Origin of the sequence: Nonomuraea antimicrobica (genome assembly GCF_039536965.1) — a bacterium.
In the GTDB taxonomy this organism is placed as follows: domain Bacteria; phylum Actinomycetota; class Actinomycetes; order Streptosporangiales; family Streptosporangiaceae; genus Nonomuraea; species Nonomuraea antimicrobica.
Genome location: NZ_BAAAZP010000187.1, coordinates 122,355 through 140,908, shown reverse-complemented (window position 1 = coordinate 140,908; position 18,554 = coordinate 122,355). Strand labels below are relative to the sequence as shown.

20 protein-coding genes are annotated in these 18,554 nt (G+C 72.0%); 13 read left to right on the top strand and 7 right to left on the bottom strand.

What is annotated here, in order from left to right; genetic code table 11:
- Nucleotides 1-46: 46 nt before the first annotated feature.
- The gene (gene leuA / locus ABD844_RS42640; protein ID WP_344891980.1) at nt 47-1,753 is read right to left on the bottom strand and encodes a 2-isopropylmalate synthase; all 1,707 of its coding nucleotides are present in this window, start codon (nt 1,751-1,753) and stop codon (nt 47-49) included.
- A gap of 248 nt (nt 1,754-2,001) precedes the next feature.
- On the opposite strand from leuA, the gene ABD844_RS42635 reads away from it, so the two are divergent.
- The 5 genes from ABD844_RS42635 (at nt 2,002) to ABD844_RS42615 (ending at nt 6,903) form a co-directional block, all read left to right on the top strand.
- Nucleotides 2,002-2,247, top strand: coding sequence for a DUF2630 family protein (locus tag ABD844_RS42635; RefSeq protein ID WP_344891977.1), 246 nt, complete (start codon nt 2,002-2,004; stop codon nt 2,245-2,247).
- 143 nt (nt 2,248-2,390) lie between these two features.
- Nucleotides 2,391-3,368 carry a GNAT family N-acetyltransferase gene (locus ABD844_RS42630; protein ID WP_344891974.1) on the top strand — a complete coding sequence of 326 codons (978 nt, stop codon included), beginning with the start codon at nt 2,391-2,393 and terminating at the stop codon, nt 3,366-3,368.
- A 191-nt stretch (nt 3,369-3,559) separates the two neighbouring features.
- Nucleotides 3,560-4,873 (top strand): MFS transporter, encoded by a 1,314-nt coding sequence (locus tag ABD844_RS42625; RefSeq protein ID WP_344891971.1) that lies wholly within the window; start codon nt 3,560-3,562, stop codon nt 4,871-4,873.
- A gap of 9 nt (nt 4,874-4,882) precedes the next feature.
- Entirely contained in the window at nt 4,883-5,548 is a 666-nt protein-coding gene (locus tag ABD844_RS42620) for a response regulator transcription factor (protein WP_344891968.1), read from the top strand.
- Nucleotides 5,545-6,903: a sensor histidine kinase gene (locus tag ABD844_RS42615; protein ID WP_344891966.1), complete on the top strand. Its 1,359-nt coding sequence runs from the start codon at nt 5,545-5,547 to the stop codon at nt 6,901-6,903. Before ABD844_RS42620 ends, ABD844_RS42615 begins: the two co-directional genes overlap by 4 nt.
- Here the strand turns inward: ABD844_RS42615 and ABD844_RS42610 are convergent.
- Nucleotides 6,894-7,799: a TAXI family TRAP transporter solute-binding subunit gene (locus ABD844_RS42610; RefSeq protein ID WP_344891963.1), complete on the bottom strand. Its 906-nt coding sequence runs from the start codon at nt 7,797-7,799 to the stop codon at nt 6,894-6,896. The two genes, ABD844_RS42615 and ABD844_RS42610, sit on opposite strands and share 10 nt — an antisense overlap.
- Before the next feature lie 26 nt (nt 7,800-7,825).
- On the opposite strand from ABD844_RS42610, the gene ABD844_RS42605 reads away from it, so the two are divergent.
- Nucleotides 7,826-8,548: a Mut7-C RNAse domain-containing protein gene (locus ABD844_RS42605; protein ID WP_425568747.1), complete on the top strand. Its 723-nt coding sequence runs from the start codon at nt 7,826-7,828 to the stop codon at nt 8,546-8,548.
- Between the two features lie 39 nt (nt 8,549-8,587).
- Here the strand turns inward: ABD844_RS42605 and urtE are convergent, their stop codons facing one another.
- The 5 genes from urtE to urtA are packed head-to-tail and all read right to left on the bottom strand — an operon-like array spanning nt 8,588 to nt 13,072.
- Entirely contained in the window at nt 8,588-9,277 is a 690-nt protein-coding gene (urtE, locus tag ABD844_RS42600) for an urea ABC transporter ATP-binding subunit UrtE (protein ID WP_344891957.1), read from the bottom strand.
- The gene (urtD, locus tag ABD844_RS42595; RefSeq protein ID WP_344891954.1) at nt 9,255-10,004 is read right to left on the bottom strand and encodes an urea ABC transporter ATP-binding protein UrtD; all 750 of its coding nucleotides are present in this window, start codon (nt 10,002-10,004) and stop codon (nt 9,255-9,257) included. Before urtD ends, urtE begins: the two co-directional genes overlap by 23 nt.
- Complete coding sequence (gene urtC / locus ABD844_RS42590) at nt 9,988-11,019, bottom strand: urea ABC transporter permease subunit UrtC (RefSeq protein ID WP_344891951.1); 1,032 nt, start codon at nt 11,017-11,019, stop codon at nt 9,988-9,990. The genes urtD and urtC overlap by 17 nt, the downstream gene beginning before the upstream one ends.
- Nucleotides 11,016-11,864: an urea ABC transporter permease subunit UrtB gene (gene urtB, locus ABD844_RS42585; RefSeq protein ID WP_344892187.1), complete on the bottom strand. Its 849-nt coding sequence runs from the start codon at nt 11,862-11,864 to the stop codon at nt 11,016-11,018. The genes urtC and urtB overlap by 4 nt, the downstream gene beginning before the upstream one ends.
- Nucleotides 11,864-13,072: an urea ABC transporter substrate-binding protein gene (urtA, locus tag ABD844_RS42580; RefSeq protein ID WP_344891948.1), complete on the bottom strand. Its 1,209-nt coding sequence runs from the start codon at nt 13,070-13,072 to the stop codon at nt 11,864-11,866. The genes urtB and urtA overlap by 1 nt, the downstream gene beginning before the upstream one ends.
- 198 nt (nt 13,073-13,270) lie before the next feature.
- On the opposite strand from urtA, the gene ABD844_RS42575 reads away from it, so the two are divergent.
- The 7 genes from ABD844_RS42575 to ABD844_RS42545 are packed head-to-tail and all read left to right on the top strand — an operon-like array spanning nt 13,271 to nt 18,458.
- Nucleotides 13,271-13,573 carry an urease subunit gamma gene (locus ABD844_RS42575; RefSeq protein ID WP_344891945.1) on the top strand — a complete coding sequence of 101 codons (303 nt, stop codon included), beginning with the start codon at nt 13,271-13,273 and terminating at the stop codon, nt 13,571-13,573.
- Nucleotides 13,570-13,881: an urease subunit beta gene (locus ABD844_RS42570; protein WP_344891942.1), complete on the top strand. Its 312-nt coding sequence runs from the start codon at nt 13,570-13,572 to the stop codon at nt 13,879-13,881. The genes ABD844_RS42575 and ABD844_RS42570 overlap by 4 nt, the downstream gene beginning before the upstream one ends.
- Nucleotides 13,874-15,607: an urease subunit alpha gene (locus ABD844_RS42565; protein ID WP_344891939.1), complete on the top strand. Its 1,734-nt coding sequence runs from the start codon at nt 13,874-13,876 to the stop codon at nt 15,605-15,607. The genes ABD844_RS42570 and ABD844_RS42565 overlap by 8 nt, the downstream gene beginning before the upstream one ends.
- Nucleotides 15,607-16,452: an urease accessory protein UreF gene (locus ABD844_RS42560; RefSeq protein WP_344891936.1), complete on the top strand. Its 846-nt coding sequence runs from the start codon at nt 15,607-15,609 to the stop codon at nt 16,450-16,452. The genes ABD844_RS42565 and ABD844_RS42560 overlap by 1 nt, the downstream gene beginning before the upstream one ends.
- Nucleotides 16,453-16,465: 13 nt before the next feature.
- The gene (gene ureG, locus ABD844_RS42555; RefSeq protein WP_344891933.1) at nt 16,466-17,140 is read left to right on the top strand and encodes an urease accessory protein UreG; all 675 of its coding nucleotides are present in this window, start codon (nt 16,466-16,468) and stop codon (nt 17,138-17,140) included.
- Nucleotides 17,107-17,934 (top strand): urease accessory protein UreD, encoded by an 828-nt coding sequence (locus ABD844_RS42550; protein ID WP_344891930.1) that lies wholly within the window; start codon nt 17,107-17,109, stop codon nt 17,932-17,934. The genes ureG and ABD844_RS42550 overlap by 34 nt, the downstream gene beginning before the upstream one ends.
- A 53-nt stretch (nt 17,935-17,987) precedes the next feature.
- Nucleotides 17,988-18,458 carry a hypothetical protein gene (locus ABD844_RS42545; protein WP_344891927.1) on the top strand — a complete coding sequence of 157 codons (471 nt, stop codon included), beginning with the start codon at nt 17,988-17,990 and terminating at the stop codon, nt 18,456-18,458.
- Nucleotides 18,459-18,554 lie beyond the last annotated feature (96 nt).

The window sequence follows — 18,554 nt, the reverse complement described above, 5'->3', positions numbered from 1 at the left end:
GCGCGGTCAGTCCGTCACCGCGTCACCGCGTCACTGCGTCACCGCGTCAGCGTGAGGCGCGGTTGACCGCGGAGATGATGGCCTTGAGTGAGGCCGTGGTGGTGTTGGCGTCGACGCCCACGCCCCACAGCACCTGCCCGTTGGCCTCGCACTCCAGGTAGGAGGCGGCCTTGGCGTCGGTGCCCGCGCTCATCGCGTGCTCCACGTAGTCGAGCACCCGCACCTGGATGCCGACCCCCGCGATGGCGTCGATGAAGGCCGAGATCGGGCCGTTGCCGGTGCCGGAGATCTCCCGGATCTCACCGTCGAGGCGTACGTCGGCGCTGATGCGGTCTTTGTCGTCGACGGTCGACTCGTGGCGGTGGGCCATCAGGCTGAGACGGCCCCAGCGCCTGGCCGGGTTGGGCAGGTATTCGTCGCGGAAGATCTCGAACATCGCCGCGGGGCTGATCTCGCCGCCCTCGCTGTCGGTACGCGCCTGCACGACCTTGGAGAACTCGATCTGCAGCCGCCGCGGCAGGTCGAGCTGGTGGTCGGCCTTCATGATGTAGGCCACCCCGCCCTTGCCGGACTGGCTGTTGACCCGGATGACGGCCTCGTACGAGCGCCCGATGTCCTTCGGGTCGATGGGCAGGTAGGGCACCGCCCAGGAGAACTCGTCGACCGGCACGCCCGCGGCGGCCGCGTCGCGGTCGAGGTGCTCGAAGCCCTTCTTGATCGCGTCTTGGTGGGAGCCGGAGAAGGCGGTGTAGACCAGCTCGCCGCCCCACGGGTGGCGCGGGTGCACGGGCAACTGGTTGCAGTATTCGGTGATCCGGCGGATCTCGTCGATGTCGCTGAAGTCGATCTCGGGGTCGACGCCCTGCGAGAACAGGTTCATGCCCAGGGTGACCAGGCAGACGTTGCCGGTGCGCTCGCCGTTGCCGAACAGGCAGCCCTCGATGCGGTCGGCGCCGGCCAGGTAGCCCAGCTCGGCGGCGGCCACGGCGGTGCCCCGGTCGTTGTGCGGGTGCAGCGACAGCACGATCGAGTCGCGGCGGCTGAGGTGGCGGTGCATCCACTCGATCTGGTCGGCGTAGACGTTGGGGGTGGCCATCTCGACCGTGGCGGGCAGGTTGATGATGACCTTGCGGTCGGGGGTGGGCTGCCACACGTCGTTGACGGCGTCGCAGATCTCGACGGCGTATTCCAGCTCGGTGCCGGTGAACGACTCGGGTGAGTATTGGAAGTACACGTCGACGTCGGTGGCGTCGGCCAGCTTCTTGACCAGTTTGGCACCCTCGACCGCGATGGCGGTGATGCCCTCTTTGTCCTGGCCGAAGACGACGCGGCGCTGCAGGGTGGAGGTCGAGTTGTACAGGTGGACGATGGCCCGCCCGGCGCCCTCGATGGCCTCGAAGGTACGCTCGATCAGCTCGGGCCTGGCCTGCGTCAGCACCTGGATGACCACGTCGCCGGGGATGCGGTCTTCCTCGATGATCTGCCGAACGAAGTCGAAGTCGGTCTGCGAGGCGGCCGGGAAGCCCACCTCGATCTCCTTGTAGCCCATGCGTACCAGCAGCTCGAACATCTGGAGCTTGCGGTGGGAGTCCATCGGGTCGATCAGGGCCTGGTTGCCGTCGCGCAGGTCGACCGCGCACCAGCGCGGCGCCTTGGTGATGACCTTGTCGGGCCAGGTGCGGTCGGTCAGCCGGACGGGCTCGAACGGCTGGTAGCGATGGATCGGCATGGGGCTGGGCTGCTGGGCGGTCATGGCTGGTGCTCCTCGTCGGTCTCAGAAAGGAAGCGGCCGACGCGCATGGCTCGCTCCGCGGCGAGGGAGCCGGCCTTAAAGGCCCCCGCCGCGGCAGCTAAGAAGCAGCCCGCGCAGCATGCCATGAACGCTACCAGACGTCTCGGAGTGAACCGTGCAACATCTCGAATCTTGAGAAACCGCTGCTCATCGCGGAGGCACCGGCGGAGATCGCCGGGTGCTTCCTGGCGGTGATTAGAGTCGAGGGCATGCGAGACGACGAGATTCTCACCACGATCAGCGCTCTGGTCACCGAGGAGCGCGAGCTGCGTGACCGGCTCTCCGCGGGCCAGGTCACCACCGACGAGGAGCACGCGCGCGTCAAGGAGCTGGAGTCTGCGCTCGACCAGTGCTGGGATCTGCTGCGGCAGCGCAGGGCCAGGCGCGGCGCGGGCGAGGACCCCGACGGCGCCGCCGCCCGCCCGGCCACCGAGGTGGCGAACTACCGGCAGTGAGCGCGCGCCCGTGCCGATGAGCCGGGGCTGATGAGCCGGAGCCGCCGAGTTGGGGCCGATGAGCCGGGGCTGCCGGGCTGGGGCCGATGAGGTGGGTCGATATTCGGTGGCGGAGGCGGGCGCGCCTGCGTTTTGCTGGCCCCATGCGGATCCTGCCGATCGACCTCGACGACCCCGGTGACCTGGTCACGGGCCTGCACGACGCGTTCGTGACGGGCAGCGCCGAGGACGCGGGCCCCATGGTCTCCCTGCCCTGGTTCTCCTACCTGGTCACGACGGGCGGGCCGGGCGAGCGCGCGGAGGCGTGGGTGGCGACCGAGGGCGGCAAGGTCATGGGCGGCTACGCGCTGGCGCTGTCCCAGCACGACAACACGCACATGGGCTGGCTGTTCCCCCTCGTGGTGCGGCCCGAGCGGCGGGGCCGGGGCCTCGGTAAGGCGTTGTTCGGCCACGCGGTCGAGCGCCTGCGCGCGCACGGCCGTACGCTGCTGCTGGGTGAGGCGCTCGCGGGCAGTTCGGCCGCGCGCTTCGCCGCCGCGCGCGGGATGACGGTCGCGCTCGCACAGGCCCGCCGCACGCTCGACCTGCGTACGGCCGACTGGGCCGCGCTCGAACGCCTGCGCCCCGAGGTGGACGGCTACCACCTGGAGCGCTGGATCGGCCCGGCGGGCCCCGAGGAGCTGCTGGGCGACCTGGCCACACTCATGGACGGCATGAACGACGCCCCGCGCGACGCCGACATCGAGGACATGCGGTTCTCCGTCGACCGCCTGCGGGCCCGCGAAGAGTCCCTCCCGCTCACCCGCCTCACCTGCTACACCATGATCGCCAGGCGCTCGTCCGACGGGGCCCCCGCCGGCTACACGCGCATCCTCCTCGACGCCGACCGTTCCGACGGCTGGGGTCACCAGGCCGACACGGCCGTGCTGCGCGAGCACCGCGGCCACCGCCTGGGGCTGCTCCTCAAGGTCGCCAACCTGCTGTGGCTGCGCGAGCACGAGCCCCACCTCGAACGCGTCATCACCTGGAACGCCACCTCCAACGCCCACATGCTGGCCATCAACGAGGCGATGGGCTTCGAGCTCTTCGACGAGTGGAGCGAGTGGCGGCTGGCGCTCTGACTCCCCGCCGGGCCCCCACGGGCTCGTAAGGGCCGCAGGATGGCAGCCTGCCGTTGCGGTGGCGTTAAGCGTGCGTAAGAAATCATGTTAAGCGGACGTTAGATCTGACACCGCCTCCCTTGCCCGAACATCCTTCTGACACGAGGCTCTGACCAGCAACTACCCCCCAGGAGCCCTCCAGGAGGTTCTTCGTGAGCAAGGCACGCGTGCCGTGGAAGGCCGTGCTCGGCGGTTCCGTCGGCAATCTGGTCGAGTGGTACGACTGGTTCGTCTACAGCAGCTTCGCCGTCTACTTCGCCGCCTCCTTCTTCCCCGAGGGCAACGACACGGCCAAGCTGCTCAACACGGCCGCCATCTTCGCCGTCGGCTTCTTCATGCGCCCGCTCGGCGGCTGGCTGCTCGGCCGCTACGCCGACAGGAAGGGCCGCAAGGCGGCGCTCACGCTCACCGTCACGCTCATGTCGGCCAGCGCCCTGCTGATCGCCATCGCGCCGACCTATGAGGCCGTCGGCTACTTCGGCGTCCTGGTGCTGGTGGTGGCCCGCCTGCTGCAGGGTCTGTCGGTGGGCGGCGAGTACGCGGCCAGCGCCACGTACCTCACCGAGGCCACACCGCGCGGCCGACGCGGCTTCGCCTCCAGCTTCCAGTACGTCTCCATGACCGCCGGCCAACTCGTCGGCCTCGGCCTGCAGATCGTCCTGCAGAACACGATGACCCAGGAGGCCCTGAACTCCTACGGCTGGCGCATCCCGTTCGTGGTCGGCGCCGCGGCCGCCGCGGTCGTGTTCTACCTGCGCCGCAGCCTCCTGGAGACGGAGGCGTACGACGAGGAGGAGCGCGAGGTCAAGCAGGCCGACCGCGGCACGATCGCGCAGTTGCTCACCCACAAGAGGGAGGCGCTGCTGGTCATCGCGCTGACGATGGGCGGCACGGTCGCGTACTACACCTACACGACCTACCTCACGAAATACCTGTCGAACACGGCCGGCCTGCCCAAGGAGACGGCCACGCTGGTGAGCTTCTGTGCGTTGTTCGTCTTCATGTGCCTGCAACCGGCGGCGGGGGCGCTGTCGGACCGGATCGGGCGCAGGCCGTTGCTGATCACGTTCGGGATCGGGTCGATGGTGGGCACGGTGCCGCTCATGACCGCGCTCGGCGGGGTCGGCGGCTTCGGCGGCGCGCTGGTGCTCTCGCTCGCCGGGCTGCTCATCGTCACCGGCTACACCTCGATCAACGCCGTGGTGAAGGCCGAGTTGTTCCCGACCAACGTACGCGCGCTCGGCGTGGCCCTCCCCTACGCGATCGCGAACGCCCTGTTCGGCGGCACCGCCGAGTACGTGGCGCTGTGGTTCAAGGACAACGGCATCGAGTCGGGCTTCTTCTGGTACGTCTCCGGTCTCGCCGCCGTGTCCCTCGTCGTCTACCTCACCATGCGCGAGACCAGGGACGCCGCGCTCTCCCGGGCCGAGCAGGCCACGGAGGCATCGCTGCCGTCGCGCGTCTAACCTGGCGACATGCGCGTTCTCCTGGTCGAGGACGACGATCGGCTCGCCTCGGCGCTCACCACGGCCCTCGCCCGGCACGGCCACCAGGTCGCCAGGACGGGCCTGGCCGTCGACGTCCTCCGCCTGGCGGGGGGCGTCGACTTCGTCCTGCTGGACCTGGGGCTGCCCGACATGGACGGGCTCGACGTGCTGCGCCGCCTGCGGCGGGTGTCGGCGGTGCCGCTGATCGTGGTCACGGCCCGTACCGAGGAGCGCGAGGTGCTGCGCGGCCTGCGGTCGGGGGCCGACGACTTCCTGGTCAAGCCGTTCCGCACGGTCGAGCTGATGGCCCGCATGGAGGCGGTCGTACGGCGCGGCACGCGTCCGCGCCCGCCCCGCGACGACGTGGTGAGCGTCGGCGACGTGCGCATCGACCTGGAGTCCCGGCAGGTCACGGTGGCCGGGGAGCCGGTGACGCTGACCCGGCGCGAGTTCGACCTGCTGGCGCTGCTGGCGCGCGAGCCGGGCGTGGTGCGCGGCAGGGAGGAGATCCTCGACGAGGTCTGGGGCGACCCGCTGCTGTCGGCCTCGCGCTCGCTGGACGTGCACGTGGCCAACCTGCGCTCCAAGACCGGCCGGCCCGGCCTGGTGGAGACGCTGCGCGGGACCGGCTACCGGCTGGGCTCGACGGCGTGAACTCGCGGCTGGTGATCACGTTCACGACGCTGATCGTGTTCCTGGTCGCGGCGCTGGCGGTGCCGCTGGGGCTGGCGTACGCCTCGCACCGGACGAACCGGCTGCTGCTCGACCGCCGCGCCGACGCCACCCGCTTCGCGGAGCTGGCCGACCAGGCGGCCCGCGACGACGACCACGCGGGCCTGGTCTCCGAGGTCGACCGCTACGCCGACCTGTACGGCGCGGCCGTGCGCGTCCGCGACCGCGACGGCTCCGTCGTGCTCACCGCGGGGCGCTTCGAGGCCGACGACCGCGAGGCGGTGCGGCTGGCGCTGTCCGGCCGCACGACCGAGGACCTGCCCACGGTCAGCCCGTTCGGCCCGGCCACGGTGCTGCTGGCCGAGCCGGCCGGACGCGACGCGCAGGTGTCCGGGGTGGTGCTGCTGCAGGCCCCGACCGACCGGGCCCGGCTGGACGTCTCGCTGGTGTGGGGCGGGCTGGCGCTCGGCGCGATGGTCGCGCTGGCCTACTCCGTGCTGGCGGCCCGCGGGCTGGCCCGCTGGATCCTGCGGCCGGTCACCGAGCTCGACCGCACCACGCGGGCCATCGCGCAGGGCAGGCTGGACGCGCGGGCGCACCCCGGCGTCGGCCCCTCGGAGCTGCGGCGACTGGAGGAACGCTTCAACGCGATGGCCGACGCGGTCGCCGGCGCGATGGAGCGGCAGCGGGCGTTCGTGGCCGACGCCTCCCACGAGCTGCGTACCCCGCTGACCGTGCTCGGGCTGCGGCTGGAGAACCTGGAGCCGCATCTGCGGCGCGAGGGGACGGCCGAGTTCGAGGAGGCGATGGCCGAACTGGACCGGCTGGCGCTGCTGGTGGAGGACCTGCTGACGCTGGCCAGGGTGGAGGTGGGCGCGGGCGTCGAGGGCAGGGAGGCCGAGCTGGGGACGCGGCTGGCGGCCTGGCGGGAGGTGTACGCGGCCAAGGGCGTACGCCTGGTGGCCGACCTGCCCGAACCCGCCCTCGTGCCGGAGGCGGCGGCCAGGATCGCGGACATCGCCCTGGACAACGCCCAGAAGTTCGTCCCCGAGGGCGGCACGGTGACCGTCACGCTGGCGGACGGCGTGCTGCGCGTGGCGGACGACGGGCCCGGCCTGAGCGAGGAGGAGCGGGCGCAGGCGCCGGGCCGGTTCTGGCGCTCCGGCGCCCACGCGAACGTGCCGGGCAGCGGCCTGGGCCTGGCCATCGCCGCCGAGCTCGCCGACGCGTCCGGCGCCGCGCTCCGCCTGCTCCCGGCCGCGCCGCACGGCCTGACGGTCGAGCTGCGCCTCCCCGGCCACGACCCGGCGCACCCGCCGAAGCAGCCTCAGCCGTAGACGGACCGGTAGTAGTGGGCGGCTCCCGGGTGCAGGGGCACGACCCCGGTGCCGATGGCGTACCGCCTGTCGAGCCGCCCGCCGGGGGCCGACGGCGCCTGGAGCCGGTCGCGGGCCAGGAACAGCGTCTCGGTGATCGTGTACGCCAGGTCGGCCGGCAGGGACGTCCGGCACATCAGGTAGCTGGGCGTTCCGACGGTGGGGACGGGCTTCGCGCCGCCGTACGCGCCCGCCGGGACGGAGGCGTGCTCGTACACGGGGCCGTACCCCCGGCGCAACACCGGCACCAGCGGCTCCAGCGGCAACAGCCGGATGCCGCCGAGCGCCGCCAGCGCGGGCGTGGGCACGCCGCCCGACCAGAAGAACGCCTCGACCCGCCCGCTCCGCAACGCCTGGATGGACGGGTCCAGCCCCAGCCGGGAGATCTCGGGCGGCCGCTCCAGCCCGGCGGCGGCCAGCACGCGGGTGGCGGTCACCGCGGTGCCCGACCCCTCCAGGCCGACGGAGACGGCCCGCCCGGCCAGCTCCCCCACCCCGATGATCGCCGAGTCGGCGGCGACGACGAGGTGCACGTAGTTCATGTACATGCGGGCCAGGGCGGAGACGGGCTGGTGGCGTACGCGGACCGCGTCGTCGGCGCTGTCGGCCAGCGCGAACCCCACGTCGGCCCGCCCGTCGGTCATCATGGTCAGGTTCTGGACGCTGGCGGCGGTGCCCAGCACGCGCACGCCCAGCCCGTCGCGCCGCAGCTCCCCGGCCAGCCGGTCGCCGAGCTGCCCGTACGGGCCGCCCGCCAGACCGGTCGCCAGCCGCAGCTCCGGCCAGGCCGCGCCGCCGCCCGAGCAACCGGCCGCGAACACGGCCAGCCCCAGGAACGCGCGGCGGGATATCGACATGAACTCACGCTATCCCGTGGAGCAGAATGGACAATGTGCCGACCATCGCCCGCCTGCGCATCTCCCCAGAGCTGAGGATGTTCCTGCCCGTGGCCCGCCGCCAGGAGTGGCAGGAGGTGACCCCCGACGGCACCTCCACGCTCGGGCACCACGTCGAGTCGCTCGGCGTGCCGCTCACGGAGGTGGGTCCCATGGTGGTCAACGGCCGGGGCGTGCCGCCCGCGCACCAGCTCGTACCGGGCGACGTGGTCGACGTGCACCCGGTGCCGCGTCCGCAGCAACTGCCCGAGGAGCCGCGTTTCCTGCTGGACGTGCACCTGGGCACGCTGGCGCGGCGGCTGCGCCTGCTGGGCATCGACGCCGCCTACCACAACGACATGGACGACCCGGCGCTGGTGGTGCAGGCCAACGAGGAGCGGCGTGTGCTGCTCACGCAGGACCGCGGCCTGCTGCGCCGCCGCGCGCTGTGGCTGGGCGCCTACGTCCGCGGCTCCGCCCCCACCGACCAGCTCCGCGACCTGCTCGAACGCTTCGCCCCGCCGCTGCGCCCGTGGACCCGGTGCACGGCCTGCAACGGCGAGCTGCTGGCGGTGCGGAAGGGCGAGGTCGAGCCGTTGCTGGCGGCGGGCACCCGGCGCAGCTACGACGTCTACGGCCGCTGCGCCGTCTGCGGCCAGGTCTACTGGCACGGCGCCCACAGCGGCCACCTGGAGGAGATCGTCAGGACGGCCAGGGCCTGGACCGCGTGACCCCCGCCATCGGCCCGGCCGGAGCGCGGCGGGGGCGGCTCACACGGCCAGCAGCCGCTGGACGTCCTCCCGGTGCAGGTCCTCGGCCGTCCCCGAGCGCACGACGTGCCCGCCGTCGAGGATCACGAACGTGTCGGCCAGCCGCAGCGCGAGGTCCAGGTACTGCTCCACCAGCAGCACGGCCAGCCCCGAGGCGTGCAGCCGCTCGATGGCCGCCTCGATCTCCAGGATGATCGACGGCTGGATGCCCTCGGTGGGCTCGTCGAGTATGAGCATCCTGGGCCGGGTCACCAGGGCGCGCGCCATGGCGAGCTGCTGCTGCTGGCCGCCCGACAGGTGCCCGGCACTGCGCTTGAGCAGCGGCTTGAGCGCGGGGAAAAGCTCCAGGGCCTCGTCTATGACGTCTCTGGGCTGCTTGGCGGCCTCGGCGGTCACCAGCAGGTTGCCCAGGACCGAGAGCTGCGGGAAACACTGGTGGCCCTGGGGCACGTAGCCCATGCCGAGGCGTACGCGCTCGTGCGGCTTGAGCCGGGTGACGTCGCGGCCGTCGAACGTCACCGTGCCCGCGGTGGCGGGCAGCACCCCCATGACCGTGTTGAGCAGCGTGGTCTTGCCGACGCCGTTGCGTCCCATGACGCACACGAGCTGCCCGTGCCCCACCTCCACCGAGACCCCGAACAGGACGCGCGCCCTCCCGTACCCCGACTCAAGGCCGGTTACCGACAGCATCGCCGGTCCTCCTCCCCAGATAGACCTCCTGCACCCGGGGGTCGGCGCTGATCTGGTCGACCGACCCCTCCACGAGCACCCTGCCCTCGTGCAACACGGTGACCGCGGAGGCGTGCCGCCGCAGGAACTCCATGTCGTGCTCGACCACGACCACCGTGTGATCGTCGGCGATCCGCGTGAGCAGCTCGCCCGTGCGCTCGCGTTCGTCCTTGGACATGCCCGCCACCGGCTCGTCCAGGAGCAGCAGTCTCGGCCGCTGCGCCAGCAGCATCCCGATCTCGAGCCACTGGCGCTGGCCGTGCGAGAGAACGCCGGCCGAACGCTCGGCGAGTTCTTCCAGCCCCGTCCTGGCCAGGGCCTCCTCGACGGCCTCCGAGACGCCCCTGCGCCGCCTGGCCAGCGACCACAGCGGCTTGCGGAAGCTCGCGGCCAGGTCGAGGTTCTCGATCACGGTGAGCGCCTCGAACACCACGGACGTCTGGAACGTGCGGCCGACGCCCATCCGGACGATCTGGTGCTCCTTCCGCCCGACCAGGTCCTGGCCGCCGAACCGCACGCTGCCCGCCGCCGGCCGGGTCAGCCCGGTGATCACGTCGATGAGCGTGGTCTTACCGGCGCCGTTGGGCCCGATGAGGAAGCGCAGCTCCCCCTCGGGGACGGTCAGGTCGACGCCGTCGAGCGCGCGGAAGCCGTCGAACACGACCTGGACGTCACGGAGTTCGAGCATGGCGCAACCTCCCCAGGATGCCCGCGACGCCCTTCGGGGCAAGCGTCATGACCAGGATGAACAGGGCTCCTTGCAGGTAGAGCCAGCCGTCGGCGAACTGCTCGCTGAAGGCCGTCTTGGCGTAGGCCATGACGACGGCCCCCAGCACGGCCCCGGCCAGTACGTGCCGCCCGCCCACCGCCACCGCGACGACCAGCTCCAGCGAGGGCACGACGCCGAGCAACGCGGGCGAGATGATGCCGACGACGGGGACGAACAGCGCCCCCGCCAGCCCGGCCATGCCCGCGGAGGCGGCGAAGGTGACGGTCTTGACCAAGGCCGGGTCGTAGCCGAGGAAGCGCACCCGGTCCTCGCCGTCGCGTACGGCGGCCAGCAGGCGACCGTACCGGCTGTTCACGAGCTGCCGGGTGGCCAGGTAGAGCACCCCGAGGACGACGGCCACCACCAGGTAGAGGCCGCGCTGCGTGGAGTCCTCGGCCAGGTCCTGCCCGAACAGCTCGAAGAAGTTGGTCATGCCGTTGGTGCCGCCGGTGAGCCCCTGCTGCCCGACCAGCAGGATGACCATCGCGGCGGCCAGCGCCTGGGTGAGGATCGCGAAGTACGCCCCGCGTACGCGCTGCCTGAACACCAGCGTGCCCAGGATCAGCGCCAGCAGCACGGGCCCGATGACCGCCATGCTCAGCGCGAAGACGGGGTTGGCGAACGGCGCCCACAGCGCGGGCAGGCTCTCCACCCCGCTCCAGACCATGAAGTCGGGCAGCCCGCCGCCGGCCTCGGTGAGCTTGAGGTACATGGCCATGGAGTAGCCGCCGAGCCCGAAGAAGACCCCCTGGCCGAGCGTGAGCATGCCGCCCTGGCCCCAGGCCAGGCCGATCCCGAGCGCGACGATCGCGTAGCACAGGTACTTGGCCAGCAGCCCCAGCCGGAACGGCTCCAGCAGCAGCGGCGCGGCCACCAGCGCGATCACCGCCACGGTCGCGAACGGCAGATGCCGCCTGATCGCCGCTCTCGTCATGTGAGCACCCGCGATCTCAACACGACCAACCCCTGCGGCCTGACCTGCAAGAACCCGATGACGACGGCGAACACGAGCACCTTGGCCAGCGAGGCGTCCGACCAGAACTCGGCGTAGGAGTTCAGCAGCCCCAGCCCGGCCGCCGCGAACACCGCCCCGCGCAGTTGCCCGAGCCCGCCCGCCACGACCACCAGGAACGCGTCCACGATGTAGTACGTGCCGAGCGCCGGCCCGACGGGCCCGATGAGGGTGAGCGCGACCCCGGCCACGCCCGCCAGCCCCGACCCGATGAAGAACGTCAGCATGTCCACCCGGCCGGTGTCGATCCCGCTGGTGGCGGCGAGCTGCCGGTTCTGCACCACGGCCTGCGTCCTGCGCCCCAGCCCGGTCCGCGTGAGGTACGCCCAGACCGCCACCACGCCCGCCACCGCGAGCGCCATGATGAACAGCCGGTTGTAGGGCAGGATGCCCACCCCGCCCGACAGCCACGACGGGGCGGGCACCTGCACGTTCGGGGCGCCGAACACGTCGCGGGCGAGCTGCTGCAGCACCAGGCTGACGCCCCAGGTGAGCAGCAGCGTGTCCATCGGCCTGCCGTAGAAGTGCCTGATCGCGGCCCGCTCCAGGATCAGCCCCATGATCCCGGCGACCAGGAACGCCGCGGGCAGGGCCAGGACGAGGTCCTGCAGCAGGAACGCGGTGTAGGCCCCGGCCATGATGAACTCGCCGTGCGCCATGTTGATCACACCCATCTGCCCGAACGTGAACGTCAGGCCGAGCGCGATCAGCAGCAGCACCGCCCCGATCGACAGCCCGATGGGGACCTGGTTGACGAAGGCCGACATCACTTGCCCGCCGCCAGGCCGCTCGCCCACGGGTAGCCCTTGAGGTAGGGGTCCGGCTTGATCGGCTCGCCGGAGTCCCACACCTGTTTGATCAGGCCGTCGGGCTGGATGATGCCGATGCGGGCGGTCTTGTACATGTGCTGGTTCTCGCCGTCGATGGTGACCAGCCCCTCGGGACGTTCGAGCGCGATGCCGGGCGCGGCCTTCCTGACCGCCTCGACCTCGGTGCTGCCGGCCTTCTTGACGGCCTCGGCCCACAGGTAGACGGCGTTGTAGCCGGCCTCCATGGGGTCGGAGGTGACCTTGTCCGGCCCGTACGCGGCCTTGTACGCCTTGACGAACGCCTCGTTGGCCGGGGTCTCGGTGGTCTGGTAGTAGTTCCAGGCGACGGGGTGCCCGGCGATGTTGTCCACGCCGATGCCGGTGACCTCCTCCTCGGCCACGCTCACCGAGAGCACGGGCATGGCCTCGGCCGTGGCTCCCGCGCTCTTGAGCTGTTTGAAGAAGGCGACGTTGCTGTCGCCGTTCAGGGTGTTGAAGACGGCGTCCGGCTTGGCCTGCACGACCTTGTTGACCAGCGTGGAGTATTCGGTGTGGCCGAGGGGCGTGTACTCCTCGCCGAGCACCCGCATCCCGTTCGCCGCCGCGTACGCTTTGATGATCTTGTTGGCCGTCCGTGGGAAGACGTAGTCGCTGCCCACCAGGAACAACGTCTTCTTGCCCTGCTCCTTCAGGTAGTCGAGGCCGGGGATGATCTGCTGGTTGGTGGTGGCGCCGGTGTAGAAGATGTACGGCGAGCTCTCCAGCCCCTCGTACTGCACGGGGTACCACAGCAGCGCCTTGTACCGTTCGAAGACCGGCAGCATCGCCTTTCTGCTGGCCGAGGTCCAGCCGCCGAAGACGGTGGCGACCTTGTCCTGCCTGATCAGCTTCGTGGCCTTCTCGGCGAACGTGGGCCAGTCGGAGGCGCCGTCCTCGACGACCGGCACGAGCTTCTTGCCGAGCACGCCGCCCGCCTTGTTGATCTCGTCGATGGCGAGCAGTTCGGCGTCGCGCACGGTGACCTCGCTGATGGCCATCGTGCCGCTGAGGGAGTGCAGGAGGCCGACCTTGATCTCGTTCGACGGGGCGGCGGGTCCTGCCCCGGATCCGCACGCCGCCAGAGCTGACACGAGGAGCGCGGAGACTATCGGGCGGGAGATGCGCAAAGCCGTTCCTTCCTGCCGACCACTACTGCGAGAAAGGTGACTCCGCGGCATTTCGCCGAAAGATCTCGATGGTTAATTGGCTATTGCCAAAGTTTCACAATCGCACATAATCGGACACATCGGCGTTCGCCCGAGGGTGAAACCGACACGACACGCTGCGGCAACAGCGAGGTAACGGCCGGTTCCTATGGTCCGGCCATGCGGCTTACCTCACACGAGCAGGAGCGGCTGCTCATCCACGTCGCCGCCGGGGTGGCGCGCGAGCGCCGGTCACGGGGCCTGCGGCTCAACCATCCGGAGGCCACCGCCCTCATCGCCTCGTTCCTCATGGAGGGCGCCAGAGACGGGCGCAGCGTGGCCGACCTGATGGAGGCGGGCCGGTCGGTGCTCGGCCGGGCCGACGTCATGGAGGGCGTGCCGGAGATGCTGCAGAGCGTGCAGATCGAGGCCACGTTCCCCGACGGCACGAAGCTGGTCACCGTGCACAGGCCCATCCCGTGATCCCGGGCGGCTACACGCACCCCGACGGGCCCATCACGCTCAACCCGGGGCGCGAGCGGGTCACGGTACGCGTGGTCAACACGGCCGACCGGCCCGTACAGGTGGGCTCGCACTACCACTTCGCCGCGGCCAACCCCGGCCTGGAGTTCGACAGGAAGGCGGCCTGGGGCAGGCGGCTCGACGTGCCCGCCGGGACCGCGGTCAGGTTCGAGCCGGGCGTCGAACGTGACGTGAGACTGGTCCCGCTGGCCGGGAACCGGGTGGTGCCGGGCCTGCGTCCGGAGTGGGCGGGGCCGCTCGATGGCTGACGGCCCCGGGGCCCGGATCTCGCGCGCCCGCTACGCGGCCCTGTACGGCCCCACGACCGGCGACCGGATCCGGCTGGCCGACACCGACCTGTTCATCGAGGTCACCGACGACCTGTCCATCGGACCGGCCGGTCCCGGCGACGAGGCCGTCTTCGGCGGCGGCAAGGTCATCCGCGAGTCCATGGGCCAGGCCCGCACGACCCGCGCCGAGGGCGCGGCCGACCTGGTCGTCACCGGGGCGGTCATCCTCGACCACTGGGGGGTGATCAAGGCCGACATCGGCGTTCGCGACGGCCGGATCCTCGCCATCGGCAAGGCGGGCAACCCCGACACGATGGACGGCGTCGACATCGTCATCGGGCCCTCCACGGAGGTGCTGGCGGGCAACGGCAAGATCCTCACCGCCGGGGCCGTCGACTCGCACGTCCACCTGATCTGCCCGCAGCTCCTCGACGAGGCCATCGCGTCGGGCGTCACCACGATCGTCGGCGGCGGCACCGGGCCCGTCGAGGGCACCAAGGCCACCACGGTCACCGGCGCCTGGTACCTCGGCAGGATGCTGGAGTCGCTCGACGCCTACCCACTGAACTTCGCCCTGCTCGGCAAGGGCAACACCGTCAGCGAGGAGGGCCTGCTCGAACAGCTCGAAGCGGGGGCCTCCGGGTTCAAGCTGCACGAAGACTGGGGCACCACACCCGCCGCCATCGACGCCTGCCTGCGCGTCGCCGACGCCACGGGCGTGCAGGTCACCATCCACACCGACACGCTGAACGAGGCCGGCTTCGTCGAGTCGACGCTCAAGGCCATCGACGACCGGATGATCCACGCGTACCACACAGAAGGGGCCGGCGGCGGGCACGCGCCCGACATCATCCGCGTGGCCGGCTGCCCCAACATCCTGCCCTCCTCCACCAACCCCACCAGGCCGCACACCGTCAACACGCTCGACGAGCACCTCGACATGCTGATGGTCTGCCACCACCTCAACCCGTCCATCCCGGAGGACCTGGCCTTCGCCGAGTCGCGCATCCGGCCCGGCACCATGGCCGCGGAAGACGTGCTGCACGATCTGGGGGCGATCTCGATGATCGGCTCCGACTCGCAGGCCATGGGCCGGATCGGCGAGACGATCATCCGCACCTGGCAGACCGCGCACGTCATGAAGGCCCGCCGCGGCCCGCTCGGCGACGCGGCGGCGGGCCCGGCCGACAACCTGCGCGCCCGCCGCTACATCGCCAAGTACACGATCTGCCCCGCCGTCGCCCACGGCCTGGACGCCGAGCTGGGTTCCGTCGAACGCGGCAAGCTCGCCGACCTCGTCCTGTGGGACCCGGCCTTCTTCGGGGTCAAGCCCGACCTGGTGCTCAAGGGCGGGGTGGTCGCCTGGGCGCAGATGGGCGACGCCAACGCCTCGATCCCGACGCCGCAGCCGGTGCTGCCCCGTCCCATGTTCGGCGCCTCCCCGGTCACGGCGGCGGCCACCTCGCTGCACTTCGTCTCGCCACTGGCGCTGGAGTCGGGGCTGGCCGACCGGCTGTCCGTACGGCGCCGCCTGGCCCCGGTGGCGGACGTACGGCGGCGGGGGAAGGCGTCGATGCCGCTCAACGACGCGATGCCGGCGATCGAGGTGGCACCCGACACCTTCGAGGTCCGCATCGACGGCGAACTCGTCGAGCCCGACCCCGTCACCACCCTGCCCATGGCCCAGCGGTACTTCCTGTTCTGATGAACACTCCGATGACACCTGCCCTGCTGCTGCTCACCGACTCCCGGCTCCCGGCGGGCGGGCACGCCCACTCGGGCGGCGCCGAGCGTGCCGTCGCGTCCGGGGCCGTGCACGACGTGCCGACGCTGCGGTCGTTCCTCCGGGGGCGGCTGCACACCGCGGGCCTCGTCGCCACCGCGCTGACCGCCGCCGCCTGCGCCGAGGCAGCCGCCACACCGACCGTCCCGGCACCGGACAGCGCGTCTGACCTGGCGATGCCGAACGCCGTACCGGACCGGACGGCGCCAGACCGGACAGCGCCAGATCGGACAGGGCCAGACCGGACAGGGCCGGACTGGGCGCTGCTGGACGCGGAGGCGGATGCGCGCACCGCCGCGCCCGCCCAGCGGGAGGCGTCCAGGACGCAGGGCAGGCTGCTGCTCCGCGTCGCCCGCCGCGTCTGGCCGTCACCCGTGCTGGACCGGCTGGCGCTGGACGTGCCGAACCCGCACCACCCGATCGCGCTCGGCGCGGCGGCGCACGCCGCGGGCGCCACACCCGAGGAGGCGGCGCTGGCGGCGGCCTACCAGGCGATCAGCGGCCCGGCCACGGCGGCGGTCCGGCTGCTGGGCCTCGACCCGGTGGCCGTGCACGCCCTGCTGGCCGAGCTGACCCCCGACCTCACCGCCGTCGCCGCCCAAGCCTGCCTGTCCACCGCCGCCTGCGGACTCGACCCCGCCTCCGGCCCCGACCCCACCTCCCACTGGGCCTCCCGTTGGGGGGCGCTGCCCGCGCACTCGGCACCCGGCCTCGACCTGCTCGCCGAGCAGCACGCACGGGCCGAGGTCAGGCTGTTCGTCTCCTAGAAAGGACTTTGACATGGGCGCCTACCACGACGATCATCACCACGCCCCCGACGGCCGCGGCCGGGCCCTGCGCCTCGGCGTGGGCGGCCCGGTGGGCAGCGGCAAGACGGCCCTCGTGGCCGCGCTGTGCCGGACGCTCGGCCCGCGGCTCTCCCTGGGCGTGGTGACGAACGACATCTACACCACCGAGGACGCCGACTTCCTGCGCCGCACGGGCGTCCTCGACGAGGAGCGCATCCTCGCCGTCGAGACCGGCTGCTGCCCCCACACCGCCATCCGCGACGACATCGCCGCGAACCTCGACGCCGTCGAGACCCTGGAATACCGCTTCGGCCCGCTCGACCTGGTGATCGTGGAGAGCGGGGGCGACAACCTGACGGCCACGTTCAGCCGCGGGCTGGCCGACCGGCAGATCTTCGTCCTCGACGTGTCGGGCGGTGACAAGGTGCCGCGAAAGGGCGGCCCCGGCGTCACGTCGGCCGACCTGCTGGTGGTCAACAAGACCGACCTGGCCCCGATGGTGGGCGCCGACCTGGACGTGATGGCCCGCGACGCGGCGGCCGTACGCGGTGCGCGGCCGGTGCTGTTCACCTCGATCAGGCATGACCCGTCCGCCGAGACGGTCGCCGACTGGGTGTCCGAGCAGGTGCTGGCGTGGTCCCACAGCCACGCGGCCCCGGTCTCGTGACGCCTCCCGCCACGACCTGCACGCTTCGAGGGACGCACCGCGGGCGGCGCGCCATGCGGGCGAGCGCCGCGGTGGCGACCGCGCGGGCGGACGACGGCCGTACGGTGATCGGCCGCCTGGCCTCCGCGCCCCCGCTGACGCTGCGCCAGACGGGCCCGGTCACCGTCCACCTCGTCTCCACCGCGGCGGGCCCGCTCGGCGGCGACCGGCTCCGGCTCGACCTGAGCCTCGCCCCGCGCACCACGCTGGAGCTGGGCTCGGTCGCCGCCACGCTGGTCCTGCCCGGCGAGGGCGCGTCCGAGCTGCTGGTCACCGCCCACGTCGGGGCGGGCGCCACGCTGCGGTTCACGCCCGAGCCGACCGTGCTGGCCGCCGGCTGCGAACACCGCCTCCTGGTACGGCTCGCGCTGGAGCCCGGCGCGAGCGTGCTCTGGCGCGAGGAGATCGTCCTCGGCCGTCACGGCGAGGCGGCGGGCCGCTGCCACGCCCGCTTCGACGTCACCCGCGACGGCCTGCCGCTGCTCAGGCAGGAGTTCACGGTCGGCGACCCGGAGCTCGACGCCTCCCCCGCCGTGTACGGTTCCGCGCGCTGCGTCGGCACCACGTTTCTGACCGCGACCGCCAAGGAGCCTGCCGTGGCCGCGGGCGTGGCGGTGCTGCCGCTGGCCGGCCCCGCGGCGGCGGGCACGCTGGTGTCCGCCCTGGCCGACGACGCCGTACTGTTGCGTTCCCGCCTGGAGTGGGGCGAGCGCACGACCCTGGAACCGGGGGCGGAGCCTGCCGCGCCACGGTGACGACTGCGTTGCGTACGGTGGTGGGCGGGCCGCCCCCGGCATACAGTGATCGGGTGGCCGATGACCTCATCCCCACGCCCGCCAGGCCGAGACTCCACCGTGGCTACGCGCTGGCCGTGCTGGCCGGCGGCGTCCTGCTCGTGTGCTGCGCGGTGCTGCCGTGGGCCGGGCTCCAGGCGACCAGCAACCTCATCGGCATCGGCGTGACCGGTGACGTACGCGGGATCGACGACGCGTTCGGCGTCTACACGCTGGTGGCCGGGCTAGCGGCGGTGGGCTGCGGGCTGGCCGGCGTGCTCGCCCACCCGAGGCTCGCCGCCCTGGCCGCGGTGCCGGGCGGGGTGGCGGTGCTGTCGCTGGTGATGTTCGTGGCCGGGGGCAGCGGGCTGCGCGACCGCGTCTCCGTCGACCTCGGCGACCTGCTGTCGATCGAGCCGGTGGTCAGGGCCGGCTGGTTCGGCGCGCTGGCCTGCGCCCTGGCGATCGTCCTGCTGTCGGTCGCGGCACTGGTCCGCCGCGCTTGAGGGATCGGTCGCGGCGCTGGTCCGCCACGCCATGACGGGTCAGTCATGGTGCTCGTCCGACGCGTCTGTCGCGGCGCTCGTCCGACGCGCATGAAA

Bases quoted from the DNA above. Each gene is read 5' to 3' on its own strand.
- leuA (WP_344891980.1), bottom strand. From the start codon at position 1,753: ATGACCGCCCAGCAGCCCAGCCCCATGCCGATCCATCGCTACCAGCCG.
- ABD844_RS42635 (WP_344891977.1), top strand. From the start codon at position 2,002: ATGCGAGACGACGAGATTCTCACCACGATCAGCGCTCTGGTCACCGAG.
- ABD844_RS42630 (WP_344891974.1), top strand. From the start codon at position 2,391: ATGCGGATCCTGCCGATCGACCTCGACGACCCCGGTGACCTGGTCACG.
- ABD844_RS42620 (WP_344891968.1), top strand. From the start codon at position 4,883: ATGCGCGTTCTCCTGGTCGAGGACGACGATCGGCTCGCCTCGGCGCTC.
- ABD844_RS42610 (WP_344891963.1), bottom strand. From the start codon at position 7,799: ATGTCGATATCCCGCCGCGCGTTCCTGGGGCTGGCCGTGTTCGCGGCC.
- ABD844_RS42605 (WP_425568747.1), top strand. From the start codon at position 7,826: ATGGACAATGTGCCGACCATCGCCCGCCTGCGCATCTCCCCAGAGCTG.
- urtE (WP_344891957.1), bottom strand. From the start codon at position 9,277: ATGCTGTCGGTAACCGGCCTTGAGTCGGGGTACGGGAGGGCGCGCGTC.
- urtD (WP_344891954.1), bottom strand. From the start codon at position 10,004: ATGCTCGAACTCCGTGACGTCCAGGTCGTGTTCGACGGCTTCCGCGCG.
- urtC (WP_344891951.1), bottom strand. From the start codon at position 11,019: ATGACGAGAGCGGCGATCAGGCGGCATCTGCCGTTCGCGACCGTGGCG.
- urtB (WP_344892187.1), bottom strand. From the start codon at position 11,864: ATGTCGGCCTTCGTCAACCAGGTCCCCATCGGGCTGTCGATCGGGGCG.
- ABD844_RS42575 (WP_344891945.1), top strand. From the start codon at position 13,271: ATGCGGCTTACCTCACACGAGCAGGAGCGGCTGCTCATCCACGTCGCC.
- ABD844_RS42565 (WP_344891939.1), top strand. From the start codon at position 13,874: ATGGCTGACGGCCCCGGGGCCCGGATCTCGCGCGCCCGCTACGCGGCC.
- ABD844_RS42560 (WP_344891936.1), top strand. From the start codon at position 15,607: ATGAACACTCCGATGACACCTGCCCTGCTGCTGCTCACCGACTCCCGG.
- ureG (WP_344891933.1), top strand. From the start codon at position 16,466: ATGGGCGCCTACCACGACGATCATCACCACGCCCCCGACGGCCGCGGC.